Origin of the sequence: Nocardia sp. SSK8 (genome assembly GCF_037034205.1) — a bacterium.
In the GTDB taxonomy this organism is placed as follows: domain Bacteria; phylum Actinomycetota; class Actinomycetes; order Mycobacteriales; family Mycobacteriaceae; genus Nocardia.
The window spans coordinates 558354-584079 of record NZ_JBAGKD010000002.1; the positions used below are offsets into that span (position 1 = coordinate 558354).

Below are 25726 nucleotides of genomic sequence, written 5' to 3' on the forward strand. Positions count from 1 at the left end.
CTCAGTCCCGTTCGAGGACGAAGAAATACGGCTCCGGCTTGTCCCGGAAGTCCATCAGCCCCAGCACGGTGTTCGCGTCGACCCGGCGGAAGACATCGATGATCGGCAGGTGGTCGTAGACCATCGCGGTGGTCACCACCCCGCGATGCTCGACCTCGCGCAGCCGGGCCCGGTAGTCGCGGGTGCGCAGGGCCGGTTTCAGCACCCGCAGCAGCCCCCGGCCGCGCGCCACCAGCCCGGTCGGCACGGTGCCGACCAAGCCGAGCGGCACCCGGCGCGGGTCGACGGCGAAGATCTCGCCGCTGCCGTCCCGGAACAGCAGCGGATGCACCCGCTCGGCGCCGTCGAACTGCTTGCCGTACCAGCCCGACGCGTCCAGCGCGCCGTCCATGGGGTGACCGGTGCCCAGCTCGCGGCCGTGCCAGCGGCCGGTTAGCTCGTCGGCACGCACCGGCGGCAGGCTGTCGAACAGCTCCAGTGCCTGCGCGCGGGTGCAGGTGGGCTCGAGCGCGGTCAAACTGTCGAGGCTCATGACTTCCTTCCTGGTCAGGCGGGCAGGCGCAGCGCGCCGGGCGCCGAGGCGGGCACCGCGGGGTGCGCGGGGACGACGGGGCTGATCCGCTGGTAGGCGGAGCCCAGCTCCGGTCGCGGGTCCGGCTCGCCCTTGTTGGGCCAGAACGCCATCGCCCGCTCGGCCTGCGCGGTGATGGTCAGCGACGGGTTGACGCCCAGATTGGCGGTGATGGCGCTGCCGTCGGCGATGTGCAGGCCGGGGTGCCCGTAGACGCGCTGGTAGGGGTCGATCACACCGGTCTCGCGCGAGTCGCCGATGGTGCAGCCGCCGATGTAGTGCGCGGTCGCCGGGATATTGAAGATATCGGTGGCGATATTGCCGGTGATGGCGTCGGATTCGGCGGCGTAGCGGCGGGCGATGTCGTGGGCCAGCGGGATCCAGGACGGATTCGGTTCGCCGCCACCCTGTTTGGTCACCAGGCGCCTGCCCTTGAGGTACGAGGTCAGCGAATTGTCCAGCGACTGCATGACCAGCAGGATCACCGAGCGTTCCGAGGCGCCGTGCGCGTTCTGCGAGCGCAGGAACTGCACCGGGTGCAGCAGCATGGTCAGCAGCAGCCGCAGGAAGCGGAACGCGCCGCCGTCGACCATCGGCACGGTCTGCAGGAACAGCGCGTTCTGGCCCTTGCCGTAGGTGCACACCTCTACATGTGTCTGCGGTTCCGGATGGATCGAAGACGTGATGGCCACCCCCTGGGCGAAGTCGCGACGCGACTTGCTGGTGACGCCGATGATCGCTTCGGAATTGGACCGGGTCAGCTCACCCACCCGTGGGGACAGCTGAGGCAGCGTCCCGTCCTTGCGCAGCGCGTGCAGCAGCTTCTGGGTGCCCAGCGCGGCGGCGGCGAACACCACCTGCTGGGCGGTGAAGGTGCGGCGCTGCTTGCGGATCCAGCCGTTGGACTGTTTCGTCTCCACCCGGTATCCGCCCTGCCCGTCGGGCACGACCGCGGTGACCGTGGTCAGCGGATGCACCTGGGCGCCCTTGCTCTCGGCCAGGTGCAGGTAGTTCAGCGTGGTGGTGTTCTTGGCATTGTGCTTGCAGCCGGTGAAGCACTCCGAGCAGTGGATGCAGCCCGCGCGGCGGGGACCGGCACCACCGAAGTAGGGATCGTCGACCTCCATACCCTCCTCGCCCTCGTTGAAGAACACCCCCACGTGGGTGCGGTGGAAGGTGTCGGCGACCTTCAGATCGCGCGCCACCTGCAGCAGCACTTCGTCTTTGGGCCCGATGCGCGGGTTCTCCACCACGCCCAGCATGCGTTTGGCCTGGTCGTAGTAGGGGGCGAGTTCACTCTTCCAGTCGGTGATGTGCGCCCAGGCGCGGTCGCCGTAGAACTCCGGCAGCGGTTCGTAGAGGGTGTTGCCGTAGATCAGCGACCCGCCGCCGACACCGGCGCCGCTGAAGACCAGGCACTTGCCGAGCGCGCTGATCCGTTGCGGGCCGGTCAGTCCCAGCCGCGGCGCCCAGATGGCCTTGGGGATGTTCCAGTTGGTCTTCGGGTAGTCCTCGGCGTTCCAGCGGCGGCCGGATTCGAGCACACCGACCCGGTAGCCCTTCTCGGTCAGCCGGAGGGCGGCCACACTGCCGCCGAAACCGGATCCGACGACGATCACGTCGTAGTCGTAGTCGCTCATCACGCCATCACCTCGTAGTCGGCAGGGTCGAAGGTCGCCTGCTGCTTGTACTGAATGCCCAGCAGCGGCCAGTTGGTGGTGATCCGGCCGTCGGCCTGGCGGTACCACGAGGAGCATTTGCTCCACACACTGTCGCCGAGCTCGGCCTGGATGCGGTCGTCGTAGGCCTGTTCCACCTCGGGCCGCACCGTCAGCGGCTTGCCGGTCGCCGCCAGATGGGCGACGTAGCGGCCCAGGTATTTCGCCTGCGCCTCGAGGAAGTAGATGATCGAGCCGCCACCGGTATTGGTGTTGGGGCCGTACATGATGCACAGGTTCGGGAAGCGCGGCACGGTGATCCCGTAGTAGGCGTGGGCGCCGTCGCGCCATTCCTGCTCGAGCGGGTGGCCCTGCGCGCCGGTGATGGTCATCGGGGCCAGGAATTCGGTGGTGGTGAAGCCGGTGCCCCAGATGATCACGTCGACCTCGTGGTCCACCCCGTCGGCGGTGCGGACTCCGGTCGGGGTGATCGCGGCGATCCGGTCGGTGACCACATCGACATTGGGCTGGGCCAGCGCGGGCAGATAGCTGTCGGAGAACAGGATCCGCTTGCAGCCGATCGGATAGTCCGGCCACACCTTCTCGAACAGGCCGGGCACGGCGGCGGTCTGCCTGCGCATATGCCAGCGGGAGATCGCCCGGATCGCGGCGGCCAGCGGCTTGGCGTACACCCAGGCCAGGCTCAGGCCCTCGACCACGCCGTACCAGGTGCCGCGCTCGGCGAGCTCGGTGACCGGCAGCTTCTCGAACACCCGGTGGTGCCGCGGACCGAACTCGCGGTCCGGGCGCGGGATGATGTACGGCGCGCTGCGCTGGAACACCGTGAGCCGCCCGGCCAGCGGCTGGATCTCGGGGACGAACTGGATGGCGCTGGCGCCGGTGCCGATCACGGCCACCCGCTTACCGGTCAGGTCCACGTCGTGGTCCCATTCGGCCGAGTGGAAGCTGGTGCCCGCGAAGCTGTCCCGGCCCTCGATGGCGGGCAGCGCGGGCCGCGACAGCTGGCCGACCGCGGAGACGAGCACGTCGACCACCACGGTCTCCCCGCCGACCAGCTCGACCTTCCACCGGCCGGTCTCGTCGTCGAAGGCGGCGCCGGTGACCTCGGTGCCGAACCGGATGTGGCGGCGCACATCGTATTTCTCGGCGACATCGCGGATGTAGTCCAGGATCGCCGGTTGCCGCGAGAAGCGGTGCGGCCAGCGCGGATTCGGTTCGAACGAGTAGGAGTAGAACGGCGAGGGCACATCGCAGGCGGCGCCGGGGTAGGTGTTCTCCCGCCACACGCCACCGACCTCGTCGGCCTTCTCGAACACGACGATGTCGTCGAAGCCGAGCTTCTTCAGCTCGATCACGGCGGCCAGGCCACCGAACCCGGTTCCGATGACGGCGATGGACGGTTTCATAGAGCTCCCTCGGTGATGACCCGGACGCAGCGCTCCGGGTCGTCGCTGAACGGCAGATGCCCGCAGCCGGGCAGGTCCACGTGGTGGGCGAACGGCAGCACGGCGCGAGCGCGCGCGCTCTGGGTGCGGTGGGTGAGCACCACATCGCGGGTGCCCCAGGCGATGGTCACCGGGATCTCGGTCAGGGCTCCGGGATCGTCGCCGGGGCGCAGCATGTAGTTGCCGAAGTCGTCGCGCGCGGCCGCGAAGGACGACGCACCCGCCAATCCGGCCAGATCGGTGCGGGCGGCTCCGGGGGTCACCTGGGATGGATGACCGAACAGCGACGCTAGCAGCGCGACCCGGGCGGCCGGATGCTCCACAGCCCGGTTCAGCACCGGGGCGCCGACCTGCGCGGCACCCCGCAGAACAGTGAGCATTCCCTGTACCCAGCGCAGGCCGGGGGTGCCGTAGCAGCCGACCGGCGCGAATGCCGTCACCGCGCGGGCCACCCCGGCCCGGCCCAGTTCCAGGGCGATACCGCCGCCCATGGAACTGCCGACCACGTGCGGGTCGCGCAGGTCGTGCTCGGCCAGCCAGCCGGTCAGCCACTCGGCGTAGCCGCGCGGGCCGGGGCGCACGTCGGCGCGGGCGGGTGAGTCACCGAAACCCGGCAGGTCCAGCGCGATCACCTCGTGCTGTGTGGCGAGCCGGTCCAGAATCGGTTCGAAGACCTGCCAGCGGCTGCCCAGCCCGTGCACCAGCACGATCGGCGCGCCGCTGCCCCGGCGACTGTAGGAGATCTGCGTCATCGCAGCCCTTCATCCAGAAAACAGTTACAGCGTACGGTTTCTTGATTGCATCAGGTCCAGTCTCCCGCGTCAATAGCTGACAGCGTGCCAATATCGGCAAAGTTCCCGAAACTTATCGGCGAGGCGTACGATTTCTTGGATGACCGTGCAACAACCTCGCCGCACCCAGGAACAGCGCCGCACCGCCACCCGCGAGCGCATCCTCGCGTGCACGGCCGAATGCCTGCTCGAAAGCGGCTACGCGGCAACCACCGTCAGCGCGGTGCAGGAACGCGCGGGCCTGGCCCGCGGCACGGTGCAGCACCACTTCCCCACCCGCGCCGAACTGCTCATCGCCGCCACCAGCCGGGTGGTGGATCTGCGGCTGGACAAGTTCCGCCGCGAGGCCGAACTGCTCGCCCCCGGCCGCGACCGGCTGCAATCGGTGGTCGATCTGGCCTGGCGCGATCTCAACAGCCCCGCGTTCTTCACCGCGCTGGATCTGTGGGTCGCCGCCCGCACCGACGCCGAACTGCGCGATCGCCTCGTGCACGAGGAACGCCGGGTGTTCACCGAGATGCGGCAGCTCTACGCCGCGGTGCTCGGCGAGGCGTATGCCGCCGATCCGCGCGCGGAGGTGCTGATCGAATTCACCATCGACCTGCTCACCGGCCTGTCGATGACGGCCATGCTCACCGGCACCCTCGGTGAGCGCGAGGCGGTCCTGCGGCGCTGGAAGCGCGCGCTGGCCGTACTGACCGGGCAGCTGCCCGCCGAGCATCTGCTCGACGGCAGCCCGCTGCCGCTGCCCGCGGGCTGAGCGGCGCTCAGCGCTTGGTCGTGCCCGACAGGCCGTTCCAGCACAGGGCGACGGCCACGTCCACGGCCTCGCTCTTGGGAATCGGGCGGCCCGCGTCGAGCCAGTGCCGCGCGGCCGAATGGCTCGCGCCGACCAGGCCGAACGCGCACGCGTAGGCCCGGATGCCGTCCATGCCCGCCGCGCGCAGCTCCGCGCTCACCAGCACCGCGCACTCGCCCATCGCGTTGCGCACCCGCCAGCGCACGCACGGTTCGCTCGGCACCGCCGATTCGAAGACCAGCGTGTGCCCGCCCGCGTCCTCGTCGACGAAGTCGAAGTAGGCCAGGACCGCGCGGCGCACCTTCTGCTCGTGGCTGGCCGTCACCGCGAGCGCGTCGCGGATGCCGTCCACCATCCGGTCCAGATACACCTGCAGCACCGCCAGATACAGATCCAGTTTGCTGGCGTAGTGGGTGTACAGCACGGGCTTGCTCATGCCCGCCCTGGTGCTGATCTCCTCCATGCTCGCGCCGTGGTAGCCGTGCGCGACGAAGACATCGCGGGCGGCGTAGAGCGCGGTGAGCCGCCGCTGGGTGCGGGCGGTGCCGAGGTCGGCCGTCGGGTCGATCTCGTCGGCCGGGGTCGCCGCGCCGAGGAAATCGGTATCGAGAACAGTCATGTGATCACCAGGTCAGGACCGGCTTGACCACGCGCCCGGCGCGTTGATCGGCCAGCGCGGTAGCGATGTCGGTATGCGGATAGCGGGTGACGAGTCGTTCGGCCGGGAAGCGGCCCTCGGCCTGCAACGCGAGCAGCCGCGGGATGAAGGTGGCCGGGACACTGTCGCCCTCGAGGCAACCACGCACCGATTTGCCGTGCAGCACCAGGTCGCCGATGTCGATCGGCGGGGTGCCCCGGCCCAGGCCGACCGCCACCGCGGTGCCCCCGACGGTCAGCGCGGTGACGGCGTCCCCGAGCACCTCGGCGCGGCCGGTGGTGTCCAGCGTGTGGGTGGCACCGCCGTCGGTGGCCGCGCGGACCGCCGCCGCGGTCGGCGCGTCCGCCGGATCGATCGCGGCCTCGGCGCCGAGGTCCAGCGCGAGATCGCGGCGCTCGGCGGAGGTTTCGACGACCACCACCCGCACGCCGTCGATCGTGCGGGCGGCCAGCAGCGCGGCCATGCCGACGGCTCCGGCGCCGTAGACCACCAACCGGTCCCCCGCGCCGGGGCGCAGCAGGTTCAGCACCGCGCCCGCGCCGGTCTGGAAGCCGCAGCCGAACGGCGCCGCCAGCGCGAGGTCGATCGCCGCGTCGATGACGACGGTGTTGTCCTCGGTGGTCAGGGCGTATCCGGCGAAGCTGGACTGCCCGAAGAAGCCGTCCAGCACCGGGTTTCCGTCCAGGCGCACCCGGGGGCCGTCGTGGGCGCGGCGGCCGAACTGGTTGAGCGCGGTCGCGCGCACACAGTAGGCGGGCCTGCCCGCCGCGCAATTGGCGCACGCGCCGCAGTGGCGGAAGGTGAGGACCACGTGGTCGCCGGGACGCACCGTCACCACGTCCGGCCCGACCGCGGCGACCACGCCCGCGCCCTCGTGCCCGAGCAGGATCGGCCGGTCGGCGGCCCCGGCCCGCCTGCTCACCAGATCGGTGTGGCAGATCCCGGCCGCCGCCACCCGCACCAGGATCTCCCCGGCCCGTGGCTCGTCGATCTCGACCGGCTCGACCGAGAACCCGGCCGCCGGATCACGCGAGAGCACCGCGGTGGTGCGCATCAGGACACCCGTTCCAGCAGGAAGTAGAAGTGCTCGCCACGGGAGAGGACCAGTTCGGGCCTGCCGTTCATGATGCCCATCAGGGTGGTGTCGTCGAGCCACTTGAAGTGGTCGAAGACCGCGCGGCCGTCGTAGACCATGGTCGCGGTGACCTCGCCGCGGAACTCGATGTTCCACAGCGTCGCCTCGCCCTGCCCCAATTCCACATTGGAGAACAGCGAGCCGTCCTCGGCCCGGCAGATCAGCGGCTTGGCGTCGTCGAGAGCCAGGAAGTTCTTGCCGTACCAGCGGCTGGCGGGCAGAGCCCGGCACAGCGGGTGGCCGGTCTGGAACGCGTCCCCGCGCCATTCGCCCAGGATCTCCTCGGCGCGCGCCGGGCGCAGCCGGGTCCAGAGCTGGTCCAGTTCGCCGGTCGTAACGCCGTCGGCCTGCTCGCGAAGCTGTTGCCAGCGGGGTGTGTCCGCGCTCATGATGTCCTCGTCTCGCGATTCCAGAACCATCTGGTTCTGGAAAGGACCATAGTTCCGAACCAGATGGTTCGGCAAGGGGTACGATGCGGTCCATGCGAGCAGCGGGTGAGGCGACCAGGGAGCGAATTCTGGTCGCGGCGAAGAGCGAGTTCGCGCGCTACGGGGTGGCCGGGGCCAGAATCAACCGGATCGCCGCGGCCGCCAGCGCCAGCAAGGACCGGCTCTACGCGTATTTTCCCGGCAAGAGCGAGCTCTACGCCGCGGTCACCGAGCTGTGGGCCGAGCAGACCACCGACGACACCGACTTCACCGCCGACGACATCCCCGCCTATATCGGCCGCCTGTTCGACCACTTCGTCGCCCATCCCGAGGACGCGCAGCTCCAAGCCTGGGCCGAGCTCGAGCCCTCCGGCCCCGACATCACCCAGATCCTGAGCCGCACCGTCGACGCCAAGCTCGCCGAGATGCGCCGCGGCCAGCGCGAAGGGCTGGTCACCCCCGCGATTCCCGCGGCCCTGCTGTTGCGCATGCTCACCGACCTCGCCCGCACGGCCGCCACCCACGCCCGCCAGGACACCAGTCACGCCGACGACCGGCACGTGGCCACCCGCCGCGCCGCCACGGTCCTCGCGGCCCAGCGCATCGTCGCACCCTAGGAACCGGCGACGGGCTATCGTGGCGCCCGTGGGGAGAGTGTGGGAATCCTGGGGGCCGGTCGTGCTCGTCTGGGCGCTGCTGGTGCCCGCGGGACTGATCGTCATCGGGGCGCTGGTGCGGTGGCGGATCGGGAACGCGATGCCACGGCGCGAGGCGCTGCGACGCTCGATCGCCGAGGTCGGCGCGGCGCTCGGCACCCTGCCGTGGGTGTGGATGATCCTGACACCGACCGGCGGTGAACGGGCGGTCAGCCTGGTGCCGTTGCGCGATCTCGTGGATACCCTCGGCGCAGCGCCGTCCACGATTCTGGTGCAGGTCGGGGCGAATGTAGCGGTCTTCGTCCCCTTGGGTTTCCTGCTGCCGCTGCGGTTTCCGCGCTGGTCGTCGGTCGCGCGGATGACCCTGGTCGGCGCGGGAACCTCGGCCACGCTCGAACTCGCGCAGTACGTGCTCGATCTCGGGCGGGTGTCCTCGATCGACGATGTCCTCATGAACGCCGCGGGCGCGGGACTGGGTGCCCTGCTCGCCGCATGGCATCAGCGTCGCCGGGCGGCGGGCCTTTCTCACAGTGATCGGCTGCTGACCCGCTACGGCTGGGCCGTCCGACGATCTCCGGACTCCGCGCCGGATCGCGAATCCGGTTGTCCCTAGACTGATCCGGGTGAGTGGTGATCTGCGTATCTGTTTCCTGGGTGATTCTTTCGTGCAGGGCATCGGCGATCCCACCTACCGAGGCTGGGTCGGCCGGGTCCTGGCCGCCACCGCGCCCGAGATCACCGCGTTCAATCTCGGCATCCGCCGCAACACCTCCGACGATATCGCCGCCCGCTGCTGGGGCGAAGTCACCGCGCGCACGGTGCCCGGGGCCGACAACCGGCTCGTGCTGTCCTTCGGCAGCAACGACATGGTCGAAGAAGACGGCCGGGTGCGGGTCGACCCGGCGCGGACCCTCGCGAATCTGGCCGGTCTGCTCGCCGAGAGCCGAGAGCGGGGCATGTCCACGCTGGTCGTGGGCCCGCCGCCGGTCATCGACGCGGGTGAACCGCATCTGAGCCGCACCACGCGGCTGACCGCGGAGATGGCCGCGCTGTGCCGGGCGCAGGAGGTGCCGTTCGTCGCCGTCACCGCGGCGCTCGCCGCGGACCCGGTCTGGGTCGCGGAGGTTCGCGACGGCGACGGCGCCCACCCGGGCAGCCACGGCTACGACCGGCTCGCCGACCTGATCCTCGACGGCGGCTGGCGCGCGTGGATCACCGGATCCTGAACCGCCACCCCGTCATCGGGCCGGATCGGTGACCGGGGCCAGCAGGAGCTGGCGGGCGATATGGCCGGTCAGCTGTTCGCGGCTGGTGCCGAATTCCCCGCGCAGCCAGGCGGCGACCAGTTCCAGCGTGCCGCTGACCAGGGTGTAGGCCGCCAGCGCCGCCTCCTCCGGGTCACCGGTCTGCTCGGGGCGCAGCTCGCGATTCACCGCGGTGGCCGCGGTGGCGATGGCGTGCTGGGTGGCGACGCGGGCGGTGTAGAGCGCCGCGGTGCTGTGGGCATTGAGCAACAGCGCCTGGCGGCGCGGGTCGGCGAGCAGGAAACCGAGAGCAGCGTCGGCCGCGGCGTGGACCTGGCTGTGCAGATCGGGTGGTGCGGCGTGGGTCGCGGCGATCACGGCGGCGATGCCCTGGTTGGTGAGCTCTTCCGACAGGGCCGTGAGCAGGGCGTCGCGATCGGTGAACTGTTCGTAGAAATAGCGGTCGTTGAGCTGGGCGCGATGACAGACCGCCCGTTTGGTGACCGCCTGCGCGCCCTCCTCGGCCAGCAGGTCCAGGGCGGCGTCCAGCAGCGCGGCGCGGCGCCGGGCGCGGCGCTCCTCGGCCGCGACACCCCCGTAGGCGCGCGGAGTCGTCTTGACCATCCCCCCATTCTGGTGCACCCTGGCATCACACGCACTTCTGGTGTCGCACGGCACCAGAAGTGGTGAGTGGAACAAAGGAGTTCAACGATGACCTGTCCCGTGCCGCACCAGGAGTCGCGCGCCGCCGATGCCGCCCCCGTGACGGGCCGATCCCGCGCCGTCACCCGCTTCGAGGAGGTCGGCGGTTCGGTCCTGTTCGGGCTGTTCGGCGTCGCCCTGTTCGATCAGCCGATGCTGCCGCCGGTCTCGGCCGCGCTCGAGGCGACCGGCCGGTCCCGCTACGAGCCGTGGGCTCGCGCCGTCCGCACCGCGGCGGCCGATCAGCTGATCTACCACGGCGAGGACGCCGATCGCGCCGCCGAGTCCGAGCGGCTCATGCTGTTGCACCGCGACGTCAAGGGCGTCGGCCCGGACGGCGAACGCTATTCGGCACTGAACCCGCGGTCCTGGAACTGGATCCTGTACTCCACCTTCTTCGTGCAGCGCGGCGCCTACCTCGCGCTCACCGGCGACCAGCCCTCCCCCGCCGACGACCAGGCGATCTGGGAGCACTATCTGGTCAAGACCCGGGGCCTGCACCTGTCCGGCAGTTCGCGCCCGATCGCCGACTACACCGAGCTGGTCAGGCATTACGAGCACATGATCGCCGACCTGCGGGCAACCTCGGCCCTGGACGCCGCCACCAGCACCGTCCGGCGCGCGCCCCGCCCGTACTTCCTGCCCGCGATCACGCAACCCCTGTGGCGACTCGGCGCACCGGCGTTCGGTCATATCGCGATGATCCTCGGCTGCGGCATCATGCATCCCGAGGTCCGCGCGAAGATGCCGATCCGCTGGGGCCGCCGACAGGACCGCGAGTTCCGGGCGCTCACCACCGTGCTGCGGGTGGCGTACCAGCGCCTTCCCGCCGCCGTGACGGATTCGCCGATGGCCCGGAATCGGCGCGAGTACGAGCGGCTCGTCGGCGGCTATCGCGAGGTCGGGCTGACCTCGTTCGCCCCGGCACCCGGATTCCGGTCCGCGGCACGCTGATCCGGCGCGCTCACCGCGCGGCAGGCCCGGCGTCGCCGTAGACGACGAGCCAGATCGCGCGGCCGAGCGCCTCGGCCAGGGCCTCGTCCGCGATGCCGGTGTCGGCCGAGAAGGCCGTCGCGATGGTGCGTTCCACCATCGAGGTGAGGACCAGGGCCGTGGCCGCCGAGTCGAGCCCGGCGGCCACCCGGCCCGCCGCGCGCTCGGCGTCGAGCCGGGCCCGCACCAATGCGGCGAACGTGGCGACCCTGGTCCGCCAGTACTCGGCTACCGCGCGGTCGTAGCCCGCCACCTCGCTCAGCGCGAGCAGCAGATAGCGGTGGGCGCGGAACCCGCCGATCATCGCGCGCATCGCCGCCGCGACCCCGGCCTGCTCCTCGGTGTGCTCAGCGCGCCACCATAATTCGGCGGCGGCGAACAGATCCGCGGTGGCCAGCTCGGCCATCCGGATCAGCAGACTGCTCTTGTCCGGGAAATAGCGGTAAAAGGTGGAGCGAGCGGCGCCGGACGCGGCGGCGATCTTCTGCACGGCGAGCTCGGTGAACGGCGTGCCGTCGGCGAGCAGGTCTTCGACCGCGCGCAGCACGCGGCGCTCGAACTCCACGCGCCGGTCGCCGGAGGGTTTGCGCGCCGATCGCGGGACGCGCGTCAGCGAGGGCATCGGTGGCCGGGCACCTGTGCGGCGGCGCCGTCGTGTGCTGGGGACATGCCCCCATTGTGCCCGCCGGGCCCGCGCGGCGATCCCCGGCGGTGCGCCCCGCGCGGCAATCCCGTTGTCCCGGTGTGGTATTGACTCCACCCTTCGCGCCCCTCATCATCGAATCGGACACACTGTCCGAGACTCGATGACCGAGGCGGTTCGCATGACTGATTCCCCCGTCCCCAGCACCGTCGAGTCGGCCGACGTGGTCGTGGTCGGCGCCCGCTGCGCCGGATCGGCGACGGCCATGACGCTGGCCGGGGCGGGCCGCCGGGTGGTCGTGCTGGATGCGGCCGCGCTGCCGTCGGAGACGCTGTCGACGCATCTGCTCTGGCCCGCCGGGGTAGCCGAACTCCAGCGGCTCGGCGTGCTCGCCGAGGTCACCGCGCTCGGTGCCCCGCCACTGACCCGCGCCTATGCCGAGGGCGCCGGTTTCGGGATCGGTTCGCCGTTTCCGGCGGTGGACGGGATCGATTACGCGCTGTGTGTCCGGCGCGCCGGGCTCGACGGCGTGCTCGCCCGGGCCGCCGTCGCCGCGGGCGCCGAGGTGCGCACGCGCTGCCGGGTGGAATCGGTGGTGTTCGACGGAAACCGCTGTGCCGGAGTGCGCTACACCGATCGCGCCGGAACGGTCACCGAGATCCGGGCCGCGCTGGTGGTCGGCGCGGACGGGCGGCGCAGCACGGTGGCCCGCGCGGTGGGCGCCGACCAGCCGTTCCTCAGTGTGCCCAGCGGCCGGGACTGCTATTTCGCGTACTGGCGCGACAGCGCCGACGCGCCCCGCCGGACCGCCGCCCAGTGGCGGGTCGGCGCCGATCTGGGCACCGCCTTCCCCTGCGACAACGGCCTCGTGCTGAGCCTGGTGCAGCCGCCGCGCACGACGGACCGGCTCGGCCCGGGCGAGGCCGAGCGGCGCTATACCGAAGCCGTGGCACGGATCCCGGCGCTCGCCGAGCGGCTGCGCGGCTGCGAGCGGGTCGGCCGGGTGCGGTCGGCGGTGGGCATCGAATCCTATTTCCGGCGGTCGGCGGGCCCCGGCTGGGCGCTGCCCGGCGACGCGGGCCACTTCAAGGACCCCGTCACCGCGCAGGGCATTCGCGACGCCCTGCACTACGGCCGCCTGCTGGCCGAGTCCGTGGCCGAGGTCTTGGACGACCCGGCCGCCCTCGACGCGGCCCTCGCGGCGTGGGAACGCCGCCGCGTCGTCGAATGCCGCGAGATCTTCCACTGGACCAACCGCCTCGCCCGCGGCGAGGCCATGCGCCCCTTGGAGATCGAGCTCTATCGCCGGGCGGCCGTCGATCCCGAACTCGCCGAGATCACCACCGGCATCTTCTCCCGGACCCGCAGGCCCGCCGAACTCACCAGCCCGGCGCGGGCCGCGCGGCTGGCCGGGAGCGCGCTGCGCCACCAGCGCGACCGGCTACCCGCCGTCCTGGCCGATATTGCCCGCGAGCTGCGCGGCGCGCTGGCCGAGCGGCGGATCACCCGAACCACCCTGCGTGGCACCCCTTCCCGGGTGGCGCCGCCGACGCACACACTGCTCACCACTGTGGCACCTGGAGCACAGCATGTCCGATAAGCCGCTCACCGTCACCCGCCGCACCGCCCTGCGAGCCGGTCTGGCCGCAGGCGCCCTCGCCGTCACCGGGCCCACGGCCGCCGCCACCCCCGGACCCCGCTCCCCCCTGCTACGGTCCGGCGGCAAGTCGGTCGCGATCTTCGGCGGCGGGATGGCCGGGCTCAGCGCGGCCCACGAACTGGCCGAGCGCGGCTACCAGGTGACCGTCTACGAACCGGCCTACCTCGGCGGCAAGGCCCGCAGTCTCGGTGTACCAGGGACGGGCGGCCCCGGCAGACAGGAGTTGCCCGGCGAGCACGGGTTCCGGTTCTTCCCCGGCTGCTACCGCAATGTCCCCGACACGATGAGCCGGATCCCGTTCCCCGGCAACCCGAACGGCGTGCTCAACAATCTGGTGCGAGTCGAGGGCACGATCGCCGGTTTCGAGAACTCCGCGCCGATCTTCCTGCCGGTGGAGGCGGGCGGTCTGAGCCAGCTCACGCCGCAGGTGCTGCAGAACACTATCGTCGGCGCGATGCGGTTCATCCCGGAGCTGCCCGCGCACGAACTGGCCTTCTTCGCCAAGCAGATGACCATGTGGTTCACCTCGAGCACCGAACGCCGCTTCGGGCAGTGGGAATACGTGACGTGGGAACAGATCATGCGGGCCGAGGGCAAATCGCCCGCCTATCGCCGGTATCTGGTGAACGCGCTGACCCGCATCACCGTGGCGGCCAAACCGCAGACCAGTTCCGCGCGCACCATCGGCACCATCGGCGAGGCCCTGGTGCTGGCCGGGTCCGGGCTGATCCCGGAGTTCTCCGGCGGGGTCGACCGGATCCTGAACCGGCCCACCAATGCCGCCTGGATCGAACCGTGGGTCGCCCATCTGCGTGGCCTCGGTGTGCGGTTCGTGCTCGGCCAGGGCGCGCGGGCCCTGCACCTGGCCGGGGGACGGATCGCGTCGGCGACGGTGAGCGGCACGGCGGGCACGAACACGGTCACCGCGGACCACTACGTCTGCGCCATGCCGGTCGACCGTGCCGTCGACCTGCTGAGTCCCGCGCTGCTCGACGCCGATCCGCGGCTGGCGGGGATGCGGGAACTGGTCACCGACTGGATGGTCGGTATCCAGTACTTCCTGCGCCGCCCCACCGACATCCCCGAGGGCCATATCGCGGCGCTCGGTTCCCCGTGGGCGATCACGGCCCTGCGCCAGGCACCCATGTGGGTGGGCGATTTCGCCGCCACCTACGGCGACGGGTCGGTCGTCGAGTGTCTCTCGGTCGACATCTCCGACTGGGACACCCCCGGCATCCGCTACGGCCGCACCGCCAAGGAATGCGGCGCGGCCGAGATCGCCGCCGAGGTGTGGGCACAGCTGAAGACCTGGCTCAATACCGGCACCGGCTGGCTGCGTGACGAGGACATCCACTCCTGGCATCTGGACCCCGGCATCACCTGGTCCGGGGGCGGTATCCACAATGCGACACCGCTGCTGGTCAATACCGTCGGCTCCTACGACCACCGGCCCGACGCGTCCTGCGCGATCCCGAATCTCTACTTCGGGGGCGACCACGTCCGCAGCCACATCGATCTGGCCACCATGGAGGGCGCCAACGAATCCGGGCGCGCGGTCGCCAATGCCGTCCTCGACACCGCCGACGACCCCGCCCCGCGCGCCACCTGTTTCCCGCTGGTGGACCTGCCCGCCTTCGCCGCCGCCAAGGCCCTCGACGCCGACCGCTACCGGGCCGGGCTGCCCCACCTCCTCGATCTGTGACGCCTCAGCGCACCCGCAGCCGCACCATCGGCAGGGTGTCCACCGGGGCGCCGGTGGCCTGTTCGATGGTGGCGCGCAACTGTTTCCACGCGCGCGGGTGCCGTTCGGCGTAGTCCGCGAGTGCCCGGGCCGAGTCCGCCTCGGTCATGGGCGTCGCGGTGGCGGGCACCCCGCGCCGGAAGCCGGTCGAGATCCGCACGGCCGGGTTCGCGACGATATTGCGGTACCACTGCGCCTTGACGCCAAAACCGGAGACGATGACGTACTCGTCGACGGCAGGCTGGTCGACCACCTCGAGCACGACGTAGCGGCGTTGCCCGCTGCTGCGCCCGAGGTGTTCGAGCATCAGCAACCGACGACCGAACAGGAACCCGAATCCCGCGCGGTACAGCAGGATCGGGGCGCGCACCAGCCAGCGGGTGCGCAGTGCCTTGGCGCCGAGATCGGCACCCAGCGACGAACGGCCCATCCGATGTTCCTTTCTCGCGGCCCCCAGCCTACGACGCTCCGTCCGCGAGCAGGCCGAGGCCGACCAGATCGCGCACGTACTTGGCGATCAGCGCCGCGTCCAGGTGCGGGATATCGGGCATGTCCGCGATCCCGGCGGCGCGCACGGCCGCGCGGAACCCGTCCGCCGGGAGTGCCGATCCGGCCAGCGGCGTCCCGGGCCGCCGGTAGGCGTGCAGCAGCGGCAGGACCGTATGTTTGCGCTGGGATTCGGGCAGGGCGCGCAGGGCGGTCTCGAAGCGGGTGAGCCACGCGTCGTAGTCCGGGATGCGGGCGATGGGGTGGCCCGCCGCGATCAGCCAGTCGACGAAGGTGTCCAGGGAGATGTCGTCGTCGTGTGGGTTGAGCACGTCGTAGGTGCGGTAGCCGCTGGTGGCGGCCGCGCCCAGTGCGGTGACCGCCGCGGCGACGAAATCGGCGGGCAACCCGTCGTAGTGCGCCCTGCGGCGCGCTGCCCCGGAGCCGTTGCGGTAGAACGACTCCGGCGCGATCCCGGTGACCAGCACACTCAGCAGCAGACGGGTGAACACGTCCGGCACATTGAGCTGCCCGGCGTAGGTGCGGTGGGCCAGGATCATGTCCGAGCGGAACACCGCCACCGGCAGCCCGAACCGGTCGGAAGCCTCCCGCAGCAGGACCTCCCCCGCCCACTTGCTGTTGCCGTAGCCGTTGGCGTACCCCGTGTCGAGCCGCCGGACCGGGCTCATCACGCGCACGTCCCCGTCCTCGGCGAAGGACTCCCCCTGCGCCGCGACCGCCACCGTCGACAGGTAACTCACTGGCTTGCGCTGGGTGGTGAGCGCCAGGCGGATCACCTCGGCGGTCCCGACGACATTCGGGCCGAACAGCTGGCTGTAGGGCAGCACGTGGTTCACCAGCGCGGCCGAGTGCACGATCAGGTCGACCTTCCCGGCCAGCCGTTCCCAGACTGCCTGGGGCAGACCGAGATCCGGCTCGCCGATATCACCGGGGACCACCTCGAGCGCGTCCTGGGCGAGGGCACGGTAGTGCGCGCGCAGCGTCGCGTCACCGGTGTCGAAGGCGGCATCGAGACGGGCCCGCGCGGACTCGGCGTCACCACCGCGCACCACGCACACCACCCGGCCACCCCGCGGGGCCAGGCGTTCCAGCCAGGTCAGCAGCAGGAACCGGCCCAGATAGCCGTTGGCGCCGGTGAGCAGGACCGTGTCGATCCCGGTGGCGGACGGGAGATCGGCGGCCCGTTCCAGGGTGGGCGCGTCGAGGAACTTGGCCAAGGTCAGGTCGGTGGCGCGGATCTCGGTGGCGCCGGGTCCGTGCACCGTGTCGACGTCGAGCCCGCGGGCACCGCGCTCGATGTGGCGGGTGAGTGCGGCCAGGTCGCTGTCGGGGGCGAGCACGAGGTTCACCGGCACCTCCACGCCCAGGAGTTCGCGCAGCAGCGTCGAATACGACAGTGCCGCCAGCGAATCCCCGCCCAGATCGGCGAAGCGGGTCTCGGGCCGCACGTCGGCGACCGGGCAGCCGAGGACCGCGGCCGCCGCCCGCGCGACCGTCTCGGCGACCGGCAGTCCGGGCGCGTCACAATGCAGTCGCGCGAGCTGATCCTCCTGCTCGCGCGCCACCTCGTCGTAAAGCTGTTCCAGGCGCGCGCCGTAGCGCTGTTTCAGCTTGGGCCGCAACAGTTTCGCGACACCGGAGAGCAGGCCGTTGGCCACCGAGAAGGGTTCGGGTTCGAGCAGGAAGTCCCGGGGGATCTCGTAGGGCTCGAGCCCGGCCTCGACCGCGGCGCGCTGGAGCGAGGCGCCGACCGCGGCCCGCAGCTCCTCGGCCGGACCGGCGAGCGCGGCCTCGGTCGGCACCACGACGGCCACCAGATAGGCGCGTTCGCTGCTGCCGTAGACGTAGATCTGGCGCACCAGATCGGCCCCGGCGAAGACCGCCTCGAGCTTCGACACGGTGACGAACTCGCCCTGGGACAGCTTGAGCACATTGTTGCGCCGGTCCACATAAGCCAGCCGGTCGGGCGCGAGCTCGGCCACCACATCACCGGTGCGGCAGAAACCGTCGGCGTCGAACACCTCGGCGGTGACCTCGGGGCGCTTGTAGTACCCGGCGATCATGGTGGTGGTCTTGAGCAGCAGTTCGCCACGCGGATAGGGCTGGTCGGTGGTGAAATACCCCAGCTCGGGCACGTCGACGAGCTTGTAGTCCAGCACCGGCGGCCGCATGACCTTGGTGTCGAAGATGACGCCGCCGCCGGTCTCGGTGGAGCCGTACCCGTCGTGCAGGCGCATCTGCAACACCGATTCCACGAAAGCGCGCAGCTCGGGTGCGATCGGCGCGCTGCCGCACAGCACCGACATCAGCCGCCCGCCCAGGAACTCTTCGCGCAGCAGGGTTTTCACCTCGTCGCAGCCGGTGCCGCCGCGCCGGTCGAGCTCGCCCCGGTAGCGCTGCCAGAGCATGTCGCACACGCGCGGCACCACGAAGATCTCGGTGGGCCGCACCAGCGCGATGTCCTCGAACAGGGTCGACATGTCCGGCGCGGCGGCGAAATACGCGGTGCCACCGCGGGCGAGCACGCTGGTCAGGGTCAGGCGCGCCGCGATGTGGCTCAGCGGCAAGAAGTTCAGGGTGATCGCGGCCAGCGGGCGGGGCGGCTGCCAGCTCACCGCGACGAGCCGCTGGGTGTACATCGCGCCCTTGGGCGTGCCGGTGCTGCCGGAGGTGTAGATCAGCAGGGCCAGGGGATCTTCGCCGGGCGCGGGGACGAACAGTGGGGCGGCGGGCAGGACCCGGCCTCGGTCGACGGTCTCGGCGAGGGTGCGCACCGTGATCGGGGAACCCGCGGACCGCAACCGGTCCCGGGCGGCGGTGAGGGCGTCGCGGTGGTCGTCGTCGTCCGGGTGGTGGTCGAAGACGAGCAGGGTGCGCGGGGTCGCGCCCGCCAGCACGGCGTCGACCGCGACACCCAGGTGCGCGGTGTCCACCGCGAACAGCCGGGGCTCGGTCTCGGCGAGGATCGAGCGCAGCTGGTCGAGCCCGGCGCCGCCCTGGAGCGGGACCGCGACCGCGCCGAGGTGGATTCCGGCCAGATCGAGGACGGTGTAGTCGACGCTGGTGAACCCCAGCATCGCGACGAAATCCCCCGCCGCGAATCCGTCGGCGTGCCAGGCCGCGGCCAGACCCCGTGCGCGCTCCCAGATTTCGCCATAGGTGAGCGACGCGAACTCCGGCAGCAGGCGCCGGGTGGTGCGCCCGGTCGCCGGATCGCCGACGAGCTCGGTGCGCCGGAACCCGACCGCGGGCCGCTCGGCGTACCCGGTCATGGCGGTCTCGACGATGCGCGCCAGCGGGGTGCCGGGCGCGATCACCTCGGCATGCACCGCCTCGACGGGCTTGGCGGCCCTGATCTGCGGGTCCTCGGCGTAGAGCGTGCGGATCCGGTCGGCCAGCAGCGTCGCGTCCAGCTCGACCGTCATGCCTCGTTCCGATCCGCCGCGTCCGCGACCGAGACACCCTGCCAGGCTTGCCGTTTCGCCGAATCCGGGTCGATCAGCATGCGCGGCGGCGCGTCGATGACGCAGGTGGCCCGCCGCTCGGCGGTATAGGGCGTCCAGCTGGGCAGCGGCGTGCCGGTGCGCGCGAAGTGCACCCAGTTGTCCTGCATGAAGTCCTGCACCGCGCGGAAGGCGCGGCGCCCGCCCGCCGCGGTCATCATCCGGCCGACCGGACCGTCCACCCAGCCGAACACCGGGACCAGGTCCAGGGCGTGAGTGGCGCCGAAGCCCGCCGCGCGCAGGGCTCGGGGCGCGTAGTCGAAGCGGTAGGCGTAGGTCGGGGCGTAGCGGCTGTGGCCCTCCAGCACCGCCAGGGTCGGGCGCAGGAACATGAAGTCACCGCCCATCCGCACCGCGGTGCGGGCGGCCGGATATCCGGGATAGGCGCGCACGACCCGCTGTTCGGTGCCGGGCGCGCAGCGCGCGAACACCGCGGCCAGCTGGGCGGGCGTGTGCGGGACCGACTTGCCGAAACGCTGGAACAGCGTGGCCTCGTCCAGATTGGTGCCGATGATCAGCGGCACGGGATGCGCGCGCCCGGCCGCGATGGCGGCCAGCGGCGCCTCAGGGAGGAAATCACCATCGGCCACCGGGGCGTACGGGAACCCGCCCGGTTCCTCGCGCAGGGCCCGGCCCAGCGCGCGGTCGGCCGCGCGGCTCAGCTCCGCGGCGGGCACCGTGCGCAGCGCCTGCCCCGCCTCGGCGGGATCGATGCCGAGCCGGTCGAGCACGCGGCGCGCGAACCGGCGGGCCTGCGCGGGCTCGGCGGACCAGTCCGCGGGGGCGCTCTGCGCGATCGCCCGGTGGAACAGCCCACCCGCCGACGGGGTGGCCAGCAGGGCGACCACCGCGTGCGCGCCCGCCGACTCCCCGAAGATCGTCACCCGGTCCGGGTCGCCACCGAAGGCGGCGATATTGCGCCGCACCCATTCCAGGGCCGCGACCTGGTCGCGCAGACCGAGATTCGACTCGATCGGCCGCTCGGGCGTCGAGAACTCGGTGAAGTCGACATAACCGAGCGCGCCGAGCCGGTAGTTCACCGACACGACGATCACGTCGCCGCGCACGGCCAGCCGCGCCCCGGAGTACATGCTCGAGGTGCCGAAGATGTAGCCGCCGCCGTGCAGGAACACCAGCACCGGACGTGGCTGCGCCGACGGCGTGACGGGCGCGGTCACATTCAGCGTCAGGCAGTCCTCGCCGACGGCCTGCCAGGCGCGGGGCCCGGTTCTCGCGCCGTTGGGATGCTGGACGGCCGCGCTCCCGAACTCCGTGGCGGAACGCACCCCCGTCCACGCTGGTACGGGCTGGGGGGCACGCAGGCGCAGGTCGCCGACCGGCGCTGCCGCATAGGGAACAGAACGCCAGCTGACAACGCGACGGCCCGCTCGACCGCGCACGACTCCGTCGGCGGTCACGATCTCGGTGGACACCATTCGTACACCGTACGTGGTACCGCCGGTACCGTGCACGAAGTTCGCTCGGCTAACCGCCTTCGGCTCCCGAACCTGTCCGGGCAAGGCCACTAGACTGTCGCCCATGGTCGGCGACGTGAGTTGCGAACCCACCGAGATCAACCACCACGGCCCCGAACAGGCGCCGCTGGCCGCCGGTGCCGCCACCACCCTCGCCGAGCTCGACTGCCTGGTCTCCTCCTGTTTCGCCTGCCCCCGGCTGGTCGCCTGGCGCGAGGAGGTCGCGCGGGTGAAACGGGCCGCGTTCCGCGATCAGGAGTACTGGGGCAGGCCCGTGCCGGGATTCGGGCCCGCCGACGCGTCGATCCTCGTGGTCGGACTCGCCCCCGCGGCCAACGGCGGCAATCGCACCGGCCGGATGTTCACCGGCGACCAGAGCGGTGACGTGCTCTTCGCCGCGCTGCACGCCGTCGGCCTGTCCACCGGCGCGCACCCGGTCTCCGCCGACGACGGCATCACCCTGCTCGGCACCCGGCTCACCGCGCCCGTGCACTGCGCCCCGCCGGAGAACAAACCCACCCCCGCCGAACGGCACACCTGCGCGCCGTACCTGCGCCGCGAGCTCGAACTGCTCGCCGGGTCACTGGCGGTCATCGTGGTGCTCGGCGCGTTCGGCTGGCAGGCCCTGTTCGCCGTGCTGGCCGAGGGCGGCTGGCAGGTGCCGCGCCCGCGTCCGCGCTTCGCCCACGGAGCCCAGGTGCGGCTCACCCATCCCGACGGCCGCACGGTCACGATCCTCGGCTGCTATCACGTCAGCCAGCACAACACCTTCACCGGCCGCCTGACCCCCGCCATGCTCGAAGACATCCTGCGGACCGCGCAGTCCCTGGCCGGATCCGCCCATCCCGACGACGAAACGAGGACGCGATGACACAGCGACCGCACGTCCGGGTCCGCCGGATCTACGAAGACCCCGAGCCCAGCGATGGTCAGCGCGTCCTGGTGGACCGGCTCTGGCCGCGCGGGGTGAGCAAGGAACGCGCCGACCTCACCACCTGGTGCAAGGATGTCGCGCCCTCCACCGAACTGCGGCAGTGGTATCACCACGTTCCCGAGAAATTCGACGAATTCGCCCGCCGCTACCGCGCCGAACTCGCCCGACCCGACCGCGCCGACGCCCTGGCGGAATTGCGGACAATGGCCGCGAAGGGACCGCTCACCCTGCTCACCGCGTCCCGCCGCGCCGATATCAGCGAGGCGACCGTGCTGGCGGGAATTCTCGACAACCATGCGTCATCGGATGGGTAAACATGTGATCTCGACGGCGGCCGCCCGCGAACGCACCGGCAACAATCACCTGGAGTAGATGCTCGGCGAGACGATCACTGCGATGGCAGGAGTACCGATGAGCACGCTGGCGATGAGTACCCTCGACGTCTCCCGATGGCAATTCGGTATCACCACCGTCTACCACTTCATCTTCGTCCCGCTCACCATCGGCCTGGCCCCGATCGTGGCGGGCATGCAGACCGCCTGGGTGGTCACCGGCAACGAACGCTGGTACCGGCTCACGAAATTCTTCGGCAAGCTGTTCCTGATCAACTTCGCCATCGGCGTGGCCACCGGCATCGTGCAGGAATTCCAGTTCGGCATGAACTGGAGCGAATACTCCCGCTTCATCGGCGACATCTTCGGCGCTCCGCTGGCGCTGGAAGCCCTCATCGCGTTCTTCATGGAGTCGACCTTCATCGGCCTGTGGATCTTCGGCTGGACCCGGCTGCCCAAATTGGTGCACCTGGCCACGATCTGGATCGTGGCCATCGGCGTGAACGCCTCGGCCTATTTCATCATCGCCGCGAATTCGTTCATGCAGCATCCGGTCGGCGCCCGCTACAACCCGGAAACCGGTCGCGCCGAACTCGATTCCATCTTCTCGCTGCTCACCAACAACACCACCGTGGCGGCCTTCCCGCACGTGGTCGCGGGCGCTTTCCTCACCGCGGGCACCTTCGTGGCGGGCATCGCGGGCTGGTACATGGTGCGTCATGCCCGCAGCGGCGACCCCGACCGGCTCGAGGAAGCGCGCACGCTCTGGCGCCCCGCCGCGCGCGCCGCACTGTGGGTCGTCGCGGCCTCGGTCGTGGTGGTCGGGGTGACCGGTGACATCCAGGGCAAGATCATGTTCCAGCAGCAGCCGATGAAGATGGCCTCGGCGGAATCGCTGTGCCACACCGAGACCGACCCCGACTTCTCGATCCTCACCGTCGGCACACACAACAACTGCGACAGCGTCACCCACGTGCTGAAGGTGCCCTATGTGCTGTCCTACCTGGCCGAGGGGTCCTTCACCGGGGTCACCCTGCAGGGCGTGGAGGATCTGCAACGGTCCTATGTCGAGCAGTACGGGCCCGGCGACTACCGGCCCAATCTGTTCGTCACCTACTGGTCGTTCCGCGCGATGGTCGGCCTGCTGGCCGGTTCGGTGCTGCTGCTCATCGCCGGGTTCTGGCTGACCCGCGGTGGCCGGGTGCCGGACAAACGCTGGTTCGCCTGGCTGAGTCTGCTGGCCATCCCGACCCCGTTCCTGGCCAACAGCGCGGGCTGGGTGTTCACCGAGATGGGCCGTCAGCCCTGGGTGGTGGTGCCGAACCTGACCGGCGACCGCACCATCCGGATGACGGTGGCGCAGGGCGTCTCCGACCACGCCCCCGGCACGGTGGTGTTCTCCCTGATCGTGTTCACGCTGCTCTACGGCGCGCTGGCGGTCGTCTGGTACTACCTCATGCACCGCTATATCGTCGCCGGGCCGGACCCGATGCCCGCCGAGCACGACGAACCCGACGACGGTGGCGGTGGTGGTGGGCGACATCGCGCCGAACCCGTCGAGCCCCTGTCGTTCGCGTACTAGGAGCCCGGAATGAGCCTGCAACAGTTCTGGTTCGTGCTCGTCGGTGTCCTGTTCACCGGCTACTTCGTGCTCGAGGGCTTCGACTTCGGTGTCGGCATGCTGATGCCGATCCTGGGCAAGGGCTCCGATATCCGGCGGCGGGTCGTGCTCAACACCATCGGCCCGGTCTGGGACGGCAACGAGGTCTGGCTGATCACCGCGGGTGGTGCGTTGTTCGCGGCGTTCCCGGAGTGGTACGCGAGCATGTTCTCCGGCTTCTATCTGGCGCTGCTGCTGTTGCTGGTGGCGCTGATCCTGCGGGTATGCGCGATCGAGTACCGCGCCAAGATCAACGATCCGACCTGGCGGGCCTGGTGCGATATCGGCATCGGCATCGGGTCCTGGATCCCGGCACTGGCCTGGGGCTGGGTCTTCGCCAATCTGGTGCGCGGGGTGCCGCTCGACGCCGACCGCCAGATCGTCGGCTCGGTGTGGGATCTACTCAGTCCCTACGCGCTGCTCGGCGGCGTGACCACCGCGATCCTGTTCGCCCTGCACGGCGCGATCTTCCTGACCCTCAAGACCGGCGGCGAGGTCCGCGCCGACGCCAGGAAGACCGTCCGCGTGCTGTTCGGCCCGGCGGTGGTGATCGTCGGCGCGTTCGGGTTGTGGACCCAGCTCGCCTACGGCTCCGGCTGGACCTGGGCGGCGCTGGGCGTGGCGGTGGCCGGGCTCGTGCTGGCCGGGGCCGCCACGGCGGCGAGCCGCGACGGCTGGGCCTTCGTCGGCACCACGCTCACCGTCATGTCGGCGACCGTGCTGCTGGTCGGCTCGCTGTACCCGAACGTCATGCCCTCCACCCTCAGCCCGCTCTACGACCTCACCATCGACAACGCCTCGTCGAGCCACTACACCCTGCAGGTGATGAGCTGGGCGGCCGTGCTGGCGACGCCGGTGGTGCTGGTGTACCAGGGCTGGACCTACTGGGTGTTCCGCAAGCGGCTGACCGTCGAGCACATTCCGGCGCCGACCGGTCTGCCACTGTCCGAACCCCCGCGCTGAGCGCGCCGCGACATTCGCCCGGCAATTCGCCGAGCACCCGCCGAAAAACTGGGTGGCAAATATTTGGCGACTATCCATGCGTGGTCATAGCCGAACGCGCAATCGTGCCGATAGAGTCGGATCGAAATCAGCTTCGGCGCAATTGAGCGAAAGGTGAAACCCGGCTCCGCACAACAATCACCGGTTGACGGCCGAATTCCCCGCCGACGGGATCCCGCGGCCGCGCAGCACGATGAAGGGATGCGCGCAATGACCCGATCACATCGCGACGAGCACGACGAACGATCCCGCACGCGCGCGATCGACCTGCACGTGTGGCGGGAGGTGACGAGAATCCGGACCGAATGGCTGATCGACCACCACCTGACCCCCGCGCAACGGCACGCGAGTATCGACGAGGAATCCGTCGAATTGACCGCCCGCATCACCACCTTCGAATCCGTCGTGCTCGACGATCTCGTCGACCGCTGGAAAGCCGCCTACGGCTGGGCTATCCCCGGCGATGCCATGCCATTGGGCAAGCTCACCGCGTTGGCCAGGGCCGACGCCCGCTCGGCGGTGCTGTGCGACAACCTCTACGCCCATATTCCCCCGGCGCTCATCGCCGAACGGCACGCCGCCACCGCCGCGGAGGCGACCCGGAAACGCCGCCGCAGCGCGCCCGCGCCGCAACGCTGGCGCAGCCGTTCGGTGACCATCGCCCCCGCCACCGAAATGGTGGTGATGCGCACCTGGGGCATCGTCCGTTCCTGTGATTTCACCGAACTCGCCTGCGCGCTGATCCAGGTCCAGTCCGACGACGGGATGCCCATTCCGGTGTCACCGCTGGATCCGCTGGCCGAGCAGATGGCGGCGGTCATCCACGATCAACTCGTCGAGGAGGGATTGCCGCCTATTTGATATTCAGCTATTCCTCCGCAATTCGATACCCGCGACGGCGCGAACAATTACCGGGCCTGGGGAAGGACACCGGGACAGCGCGGCGGCGGCGAATGGCACAGGGCCGCAGCGGGGATCGGCGCACACCGTCCGGCGACGGCGTATGCGTAGGATGTCGGCTGTCCGCAGGGAAGACCGGTGCGAGTCCGGGGCTGTCCCGCAACTGTGAGGCTCGTCCGAGCCGAAGCCAGATACCTGCGGACGCAGAAGTGACCAACGGTCGTGATCACGTGGGTATTGATCGACGCGCCGGATCGAGCCACCTCCG

Annotated in this window: 24 protein-coding genes and 1 riboswitch; of the genes, 12 read left to right on the forward strand and 12 right to left on the reverse strand. The window is 70.7% G+C overall.

Going from position 1 to position 25726, the window contains the following annotated elements:
• Window position 1 precedes the first annotated feature (1 nt).
• From WA675_RS06050 to WA675_RS06065, 4 genes are read right to left on the reverse strand one after another with little or no spacing between them, the layout of a single operon-like run.
• Entirely contained in the window at window positions 2-532 is a 531-nt protein-coding gene (locus WA675_RS06050; protein ID WP_336082616.1) for a DUF4334 domain-containing protein, read from the reverse strand.
• 14 nt (window positions 533-546) lie between these two features.
• A complete protein-coding gene (locus WA675_RS06055) occupies window positions 547-2211 on the reverse strand; it encodes a GMC family oxidoreductase (protein WP_336082618.1) in 1665 nt (554 codons plus the stop codon).
• On the reverse strand, window positions 2211-3656 hold the full coding sequence (locus WA675_RS06060) for a flavin-containing monooxygenase (RefSeq protein WP_336082619.1): 1446 nt from the start codon (window positions 3654-3656) through the stop codon (window positions 2211-2213). Before WA675_RS06060 ends, WA675_RS06055 begins: the two co-directional genes overlap by 1 nt.
• The gene (locus WA675_RS06065; protein ID WP_336082621.1) at window positions 3653-4447 is read right to left on the reverse strand and encodes an alpha/beta fold hydrolase; all 795 of its coding nucleotides are present in this window, start codon (window positions 4445-4447) and stop codon (window positions 3653-3655) included. Before WA675_RS06065 ends, WA675_RS06060 begins: the two co-directional genes overlap by 4 nt.
• Window positions 4448-4586: 139 nt before the next feature.
• Here WA675_RS06065 and WA675_RS06070 point away from each other — a divergent pair, with 139 nt between their 5' ends.
• Window positions 4587-5246 carry a TetR/AcrR family transcriptional regulator gene (locus WA675_RS06070; protein ID WP_336082623.1) on the forward strand — a complete coding sequence of 220 codons (660 nt, stop codon included), beginning with the start codon at window positions 4587-4589 and terminating at the stop codon, window positions 5244-5246.
• A 7-nt stretch (window positions 5247-5253) separates the two neighbouring features.
• Here WA675_RS06070 and WA675_RS06075 read toward each other — a convergent pair whose 3' ends face one another.
• From WA675_RS06075 to WA675_RS06085, 3 genes are read right to left on the reverse strand one after another with little or no spacing between them, the layout of a single operon-like run.
• Window positions 5254-5904: a TetR/AcrR family transcriptional regulator gene (locus tag WA675_RS06075; protein WP_336082625.1), complete on the reverse strand. Its 651-nt coding sequence runs from the start codon at window positions 5902-5904 to the stop codon at window positions 5254-5256.
• Between the two features lie 4 nt (window positions 5905-5908).
• On the reverse strand, window positions 5909-6997 hold the full coding sequence (locus WA675_RS06080; RefSeq protein ID WP_336082627.1) for an NAD(P)-dependent alcohol dehydrogenase: 1089 nt from the start codon (window positions 6995-6997) through the stop codon (window positions 5909-5911).
• Window positions 6997-7467 (reverse strand): DUF4334 domain-containing protein, encoded by a 471-nt coding sequence (locus WA675_RS06085; protein ID WP_336082629.1) that lies wholly within the window; start codon window positions 7465-7467, stop codon window positions 6997-6999. Before WA675_RS06085 ends, WA675_RS06080 begins: the two co-directional genes overlap by 1 nt.
• 92 nt (window positions 7468-7559) lie before the next feature.
• Here WA675_RS06085 and WA675_RS06090 point away from each other — a divergent pair, with 92 nt between their 5' ends.
• From WA675_RS06090 to WA675_RS06100, 3 genes are read left to right on the forward strand one after another with little or no spacing between them, the layout of a single operon-like run.
• Window positions 7560-8123, forward strand: coding sequence for a TetR/AcrR family transcriptional regulator (locus tag WA675_RS06090; protein ID WP_336082630.1), 564 nt, complete (start codon window positions 7560-7562; stop codon window positions 8121-8123).
• 28 nt (window positions 8124-8151) lie between these two features.
• Window positions 8152-8775 carry a VanZ family protein gene (locus WA675_RS06095; RefSeq protein ID WP_336082631.1) on the forward strand — a complete coding sequence of 208 codons (624 nt, stop codon included), beginning with the start codon at window positions 8152-8154 and terminating at the stop codon, window positions 8773-8775.
• A gap of 10 nt (window positions 8776-8785) precedes the next feature.
• Window positions 8786-9388, forward strand: a complete 603-nt coding sequence (locus WA675_RS06100; protein WP_336082632.1) for a GDSL-type esterase/lipase family protein — start codon at window positions 8786-8788, stop codon at window positions 9386-9388.
• Window positions 9389-9400: 12 nt separating this feature from the next.
• Here the strand turns inward: WA675_RS06100 and WA675_RS06105 are convergent, their stop codons facing one another.
• Window positions 9401-10030, reverse strand: coding sequence for a TetR family transcriptional regulator (locus tag WA675_RS06105; protein ID WP_336082633.1), 630 nt, complete (start codon window positions 10028-10030; stop codon window positions 9401-9403).
• Window positions 10031-10117: 87 nt separating this feature from the next.
• On the opposite strand from WA675_RS06105, the gene WA675_RS06110 reads away from it, so the two are divergent.
• A complete protein-coding gene (locus tag WA675_RS06110; protein WP_336082635.1) occupies window positions 10118-11062 on the forward strand; it encodes an oxygenase MpaB family protein in 945 nt (314 codons plus the stop codon).
• 10 nt (window positions 11063-11072) lie between these two features.
• Here WA675_RS06110 and WA675_RS06115 read toward each other — a convergent pair whose 3' ends face one another.
• Entirely contained in the window at window positions 11073-11723 is a 651-nt protein-coding gene (locus WA675_RS06115) for a TetR/AcrR family transcriptional regulator (RefSeq protein WP_336082636.1), read from the reverse strand.
• Window positions 11724-11925: 202 nt separating this feature from the next.
• Here WA675_RS06115 and WA675_RS06120 point away from each other — a divergent pair, with 202 nt between their 5' ends.
• The gene (locus WA675_RS06120) at window positions 11926-13344 is read left to right on the forward strand and encodes an NAD(P)/FAD-dependent oxidoreductase (RefSeq protein ID WP_336082637.1); all 1419 of its coding nucleotides are present in this window, start codon (window positions 11926-11928) and stop codon (window positions 13342-13344) included.
• A complete protein-coding gene (locus WA675_RS06125) occupies window positions 13334-15106 on the forward strand; it encodes a hydroxysqualene dehydroxylase (RefSeq protein WP_336082639.1) in 1773 nt (590 codons plus the stop codon). Before WA675_RS06120 ends, WA675_RS06125 begins: the two co-directional genes overlap by 11 nt.
• A 4-nt stretch (window positions 15107-15110) precedes the next feature.
• Here the strand turns inward: WA675_RS06125 and WA675_RS06130 are convergent, their stop codons facing one another.
• Genes WA675_RS06130 through WA675_RS06140 form a run of 3 tightly spaced genes read right to left on the reverse strand, consistent with a single transcriptional unit; the run spans window position 15111 to window position 20591 of the window.
• On the reverse strand, window positions 15111-15575 hold the full coding sequence (locus WA675_RS06130; protein ID WP_336082640.1) for a nitroreductase family deazaflavin-dependent oxidoreductase: 465 nt from the start codon (window positions 15573-15575) through the stop codon (window positions 15111-15113).
• A 28-nt stretch (window positions 15576-15603) separates the two neighbouring features.
• Window positions 15604-19077, reverse strand: coding sequence for a carboxylic acid reductase (car, locus tag WA675_RS06135; RefSeq protein WP_336082642.1), 3474 nt, complete (start codon window positions 19075-19077; stop codon window positions 15604-15606).
• Window positions 19074-20591, reverse strand: a complete 1518-nt coding sequence (locus tag WA675_RS06140) for a carboxylesterase/lipase family protein (protein WP_336082643.1) — start codon at window positions 20589-20591, stop codon at window positions 19074-19076. The genes car and WA675_RS06140 overlap by 4 nt, the downstream gene beginning before the upstream one ends.
• 103 nt (window positions 20592-20694) lie before the next feature.
• On the opposite strand from WA675_RS06140, the gene WA675_RS06145 reads away from it, so the two are divergent.
• From WA675_RS06145 to WA675_RS06165, 5 genes are all read left to right on the forward strand, one after another.
• Window positions 20695-21501: a uracil-DNA glycosylase gene (locus WA675_RS06145; protein ID WP_336082645.1), complete on the forward strand. Its 807-nt coding sequence runs from the start codon at window positions 20695-20697 to the stop codon at window positions 21499-21501.
• The gene (locus WA675_RS06150; RefSeq protein ID WP_336082647.1) at window positions 21498-21878 is read left to right on the forward strand and encodes a DUF488 domain-containing protein; all 381 of its coding nucleotides are present in this window, start codon (window positions 21498-21500) and stop codon (window positions 21876-21878) included. Before WA675_RS06145 ends, WA675_RS06150 begins: the two co-directional genes overlap by 4 nt.
• 112 nt (window positions 21879-21990) lie before the next feature.
• Window positions 21991-23478: a cytochrome ubiquinol oxidase subunit I gene (locus WA675_RS06155; protein WP_336082846.1), complete on the forward strand. Its 1488-nt coding sequence runs from the start codon at window positions 21991-21993 to the stop codon at window positions 23476-23478.
• A gap of 9 nt (window positions 23479-23487) precedes the next feature.
• The gene (gene cydB, locus WA675_RS06160) at window positions 23488-24519 is read left to right on the forward strand and encodes a cytochrome d ubiquinol oxidase subunit II (protein ID WP_336082649.1); all 1032 of its coding nucleotides are present in this window, start codon (window positions 23488-23490) and stop codon (window positions 24517-24519) included.
• A 249-nt stretch (window positions 24520-24768) separates the two neighbouring features.
• Complete coding sequence (locus WA675_RS06165; RefSeq protein WP_336082651.1) at window positions 24769-25419, forward strand: hypothetical protein; 651 nt, start codon at window positions 24769-24771, stop codon at window positions 25417-25419.
• Window positions 25420-25544: 125 nt separating this feature from the next.
• Window positions 25545-25675, forward strand: a riboswitch (cobalamin riboswitch).
• Window positions 25676-25726 lie beyond the last annotated feature (51 nt).

Bases quoted from the DNA above. Each gene is read 5' to 3' on its own strand.
- WA675_RS06050 (WP_336082616.1), bottom strand. From the start codon at position 532: ATGAGCCTCGACAGTTTGACCGCGCTCGAGCCCACCTGCACCCGCGCG.
- WA675_RS06055 (WP_336082618.1), bottom strand. From the start codon at position 2,211: ATGAGCGACTACGACTACGACGTGATCGTCGTCGGATCCGGTTTCGGC.
- WA675_RS06060 (WP_336082619.1), bottom strand. From the start codon at position 3,656: ATGAAACCGTCCATCGCCGTCATCGGAACCGGGTTCGGTGGCCTGGCC.
- WA675_RS06065 (WP_336082621.1), bottom strand. From the start codon at position 4,447: ATGACGCAGATCTCCTACAGTCGCCGGGGCAGCGGCGCGCCGATCGTG.
- WA675_RS06070 (WP_336082623.1), top strand. From the start codon at position 4,587: ATGACCGTGCAACAACCTCGCCGCACCCAGGAACAGCGCCGCACCGCC.
- WA675_RS06075 (WP_336082625.1), bottom strand. From the start codon at position 5,904: ATGACTGTTCTCGATACCGATTTCCTCGGCGCGGCGACCCCGGCCGAC.
- WA675_RS06080 (WP_336082627.1), bottom strand. From the start codon at position 6,997: ATGCGCACCACCGCGGTGCTCTCGCGTGATCCGGCGGCCGGGTTCTCG.
- WA675_RS06085 (WP_336082629.1), bottom strand. From the start codon at position 7,467: ATGAGCGCGGACACACCCCGCTGGCAACAGCTTCGCGAGCAGGCCGAC.
- WA675_RS06090 (WP_336082630.1), top strand. From the start codon at position 7,560: ATGCGAGCAGCGGGTGAGGCGACCAGGGAGCGAATTCTGGTCGCGGCG.
- WA675_RS06105 (WP_336082633.1), bottom strand. From the start codon at position 10,030: ATGGTCAAGACGACTCCGCGCGCCTACGGGGGTGTCGCGGCCGAGGAG.
- WA675_RS06110 (WP_336082635.1), top strand. From the start codon at position 10,118: ATGACCTGTCCCGTGCCGCACCAGGAGTCGCGCGCCGCCGATGCCGCC.
- WA675_RS06115 (WP_336082636.1), bottom strand. From the start codon at position 11,723: ATGCCCTCGCTGACGCGCGTCCCGCGATCGGCGCGCAAACCCTCCGGC.
- WA675_RS06120 (WP_336082637.1), top strand. From the start codon at position 11,926: ATGACTGATTCCCCCGTCCCCAGCACCGTCGAGTCGGCCGACGTGGTC.
- WA675_RS06125 (WP_336082639.1), top strand. From the start codon at position 13,334: ATGTCCGATAAGCCGCTCACCGTCACCCGCCGCACCGCCCTGCGAGCC.
- WA675_RS06130 (WP_336082640.1), bottom strand. From the start codon at position 15,575: ATGGGCCGTTCGTCGCTGGGTGCCGATCTCGGCGCCAAGGCACTGCGC.
- car (WP_336082642.1), bottom strand. From the start codon at position 19,077: ATGACGGTCGAGCTGGACGCGACGCTGCTGGCCGACCGGATCCGCACG.
- WA675_RS06140 (WP_336082643.1), bottom strand. From the start codon at position 20,591: ATGGTGTCCACCGAGATCGTGACCGCCGACGGAGTCGTGCGCGGTCGA.
- WA675_RS06145 (WP_336082645.1), top strand. From the start codon at position 20,695: ATGGTCGGCGACGTGAGTTGCGAACCCACCGAGATCAACCACCACGGC.
- WA675_RS06150 (WP_336082647.1), top strand. From the start codon at position 21,498: ATGACACAGCGACCGCACGTCCGGGTCCGCCGGATCTACGAAGACCCC.
- WA675_RS06155 (WP_336082846.1), top strand. From the start codon at position 21,991: ATGAGTACCCTCGACGTCTCCCGATGGCAATTCGGTATCACCACCGTC.
- cydB (WP_336082649.1), top strand. From the start codon at position 23,488: ATGAGCCTGCAACAGTTCTGGTTCGTGCTCGTCGGTGTCCTGTTCACC.
- WA675_RS06165 (WP_336082651.1), top strand. From the start codon at position 24,769: ATGACCCGATCACATCGCGACGAGCACGACGAACGATCCCGCACGCGC.